The sequence below is a fragment of the Capnocytophaga sp. CM59 genome (genome assembly GCF_000293175.1).
Lineage (GTDB): Bacteria > Bacteroidota > Bacteroidia > Flavobacteriales > Flavobacteriaceae > Capnocytophaga > Capnocytophaga granulosa.
The window spans coordinates 1-3,263 of the sequence record NZ_ALNN01000032.1; the positions used below are offsets into that span (position 1 = coordinate 1).

Here is a 3,263-nt window from a genome sequence, read left to right on the forward strand (position 1 = left end):
CACTGTAGCAACGGTATTCTCTTCAGGAGTAGATACCATGGAAGGGGTCGTAGGTAACCTCTCCCCAGAGCGTGATGTGGTACTGACTCCAGGGGCTGTAACACGAGACGGAGCGGCTATAACAGAAGGTATTACCATGAATCCTAACGGTAGCATCACTGTAAAACGCGGTATGCCTAAGGGTACTTACACCTACGAGTATACAATATGCCAAAAAGATGTACCTACCAACTGTGATACGGCTAAGGTAAGCTTTGAAGTTATAGAAGCCCATATCTTCGCCAAAGATGATGGTGTATGGGAAGTAGGTACCGAAGGCGCACTAACCCCAAGTGTCTTGAACAATGATATTATAGGCGAAAGAGTGGGTATCGCTCCTTCCGAGGTAAGTATAACAAAAACCAATGGTAAGCCTGTGATTGATGATACTAAGATGGTGATGAACGAAGACGGCCGTATCTCAGTGAAGAAGAACATACCAGAGGGTACTTACACGTATTACTATACGATTACAGAGAAGGCCAATATCTCTAACACCGCCAGTGCGGCAGTAACCATAAGGGTAGTGAGCTTCTCCGCTCAGGATGATGAGTTTGATATTACCAACGACAAGACCAAGGAGTTCAAAACCGAAAGTGTCTTGGCAAATGACGAACTCAATAAGAAGAAGAACCCATCACCAGTAGACGATGTGATCTTGACCAAAGGCGAGGCTAAGGATGCAGAGAGAAACCCAACCAATGCTCTTATCATGAATGACGATGGTACGATCACCATAGCGCCCAACACCCCAGACGGTGTTTATACCTATACGTATACAATCTGTAAGAAGTCAGCATCAACAGAGTGTAAGAGTGCTGAAGCGGTGATTAAGCTCTTGCCTGCTTTGATAGCCAATGATGATGACTTTACCGCCAATCCGATCAACCCGCTTGTAAAAGAGGGTATCGCAGGAAATGTCTTGGACAACGACCGCTATGCCGATGGTAATGCCTTAGAACACTTGGATAAGGTGAAGATCACTATGTTGGAAGACAAAGGATCACGCGCTAATATAGAGCAGAATGGTAATGTAGTGATCCCACAAGGCGCTCCCGCAGGGGAATACACTCTGAAATACAATCTCTGTATGAAAGATCACCCAACTATCTGTGCTGAAGCTAATGTGAAGATAGTGATATTGGAAGACAAACCGATAGTGATCCACAATGGTATCTCTGCCAATGGTGACGGAGTGAACGATGGCTTTATGATAGAGCATATTGAGGGGTATCCTAAGAATAATCTTAAGATATTCAACCGTTGGGGTGTATTGGTTTATGAAAAGGACGGTTACACCAACAGTGAGCCATTTGACGGACATTCTAACGGACGTGCGACCATAAGTGCCGATAGCAAGCTCCCACAAGGAACTTACTACTACATCTTAGAGTATCAAGATACAGCCGAGCAAACCCATACCAAGAAAGGTTGGTTGTACCTCAAATACTAGTGACGAGTGACTAACAACGAGTGACGAGTGACTAACGACAAGTGACTAATGACAAATCATTACAGATTCGTCATTAGTCATTTGTCATTAATCAAAAGAAAAAATAATCAGGCAATTTGTTTGAAATTAGGAGATAATTTCATAACTTTGTACCTAATAAATCAAGGAGAAAATGGAACAAAATCAGCAAAACAAAAGTTATCTACTCCCTATTGTAATGATGTTTGCGTTATTCTTTATGATCGCCTTCGTTACCAACTTACAGAGTCCTATGGGAGTCATCGTAAAAAGCCAATTCGGTGCCAGTAACTTTCAGGCACAATTGGGAACCTTGGCCAACTTCATTGCGTATGCTTTTATGGGGATTCCCGCCGGTCAGATGCTACAGCGAATAGGCTATAAGAAAACAGCACTGACGGCCGTAACGGTTGGCTTTGTAGGGGTGTGTATCATATTCCTATCGGGAGCAATGGAGAGTTTTGCCATATATCTCACAGGTGCCTTTGTGGCGGGCTTCTCTATGTGTATGCTCAATGTAGTGGTCAATCCTATGCTCAACACCTTAGGTGGAGAGGGCAAGCGAGGCAACCAACTGCTACAGTTCGGTGGTGCGCTCAACTCTATGGGAGGTACAATTGTTCCTGTCTTTGTAGGTTACCTTATAGGGGAAAATATAGAAAAAGCCTCTATTGACAAGGCCAATCCTGCCTTATACTTGGCCATGGGTACCTTTGCTTTGGTATTTATCGTGCTTTCTATGATGCAGATTCCAGAACCTCATATTGTAAAGAAAGTAGAGGATAAAGCAAAAGATCCTCATAGTGCTATGTCTTTCAGACACTTTGTCTTTGGGATCATAGCCATTTTTGTATATGTAGGAGTGGAAGTGGGTATTCCTGGAATAGAGAACTATTTCATGACTGCCAAAACAGAGCACGGCGGCTTAGGTATCGATGCCACTACAGCGGGTTCAGTAGTAGGTACCTACTGGTTCCTCATGTTTGTAGGCCGATTTGTAGGAGGTGCCTTAGGAGCTAAGTTCTCCAGCAAGGCCATGCTTTCCTTTGTAGCTTCCTTAGGCTTATGCTTTGTGCTATTGGCCATATTCTTACCTACTGACATATTGGTCAATATGCCTGTATTCAACAAAAACATATCCTTTGGTTTAGCTCAAGTACCTGTTACAGTGATGCTCTTAACCCTCTGTGGGCTATGCACTTCTGTGATGTGGGGAGGTATCTTCAACTTAGCCACTGAGGGCTTAGGCAAATACACAGCTGCTGCTTCAGGTATCTTCATGGTTATGGTATGTGGGGGCGGTATTCTCTCCACTCTTCAGAGCTATGTAGCGGATATCTTCGGCTATGTACAGAGCTATTGGGTAGTGATCCTAGGCCTCGCTTATATCCTATACTATGCCCTTGTAGGTAGTAAAAATGTAAATAAAGACATAGTAGTTAATTAATGCTACTAATGATTAATTAGAACCCTCTTAATCCTCTAAGAGACAACAAACTCATGTCTCTACAAAGAAACGCTAATGAAGAACCCTCATAGCCAACCCTTTGTAGAGACATGTGTTTATTACGCCCCCAACCCCTAACCCCTTTCTTAAATACTTAACACTATTTTTTATTGTATAAATTCTTACTTCTCACCTCTCCTTTTCTTGACTTTCCTATCCTAAATGTTGTAATTTTGCAGCGTTATTCAGTGGTCAGACGTCTGATGTCAGTAATCAGCCATTAGTCGCAATAGACTGAAAACTGAC

Annotated in this window: 2 protein-coding genes; both read left to right on the forward strand. The window is 43.0% G+C overall.

Going from position 1 to position 3,263, the window contains the following annotated elements; genetic code table 11:
• Nucleotides 1-1,492: gliding motility-associated C-terminal domain-containing protein (locus tag HMPREF1154_RS08290; protein ID WP_009642144.1), on the forward strand; the 1,492-nt coding region annotated here is incomplete at its 5' end.
• 172 nt (nt 1,493-1,664) lie between these two features.
• On the forward strand, nt 1,665-2,957 hold the full coding sequence (locus HMPREF1154_RS08295; protein WP_009642143.1) for an MFS transporter: 1,293 nt from the start codon (nt 1,665-1,667) through the stop codon (nt 2,955-2,957).
• The last annotated feature ends 306 nt before the right edge of the window (nt 2,958-3,263 follow it).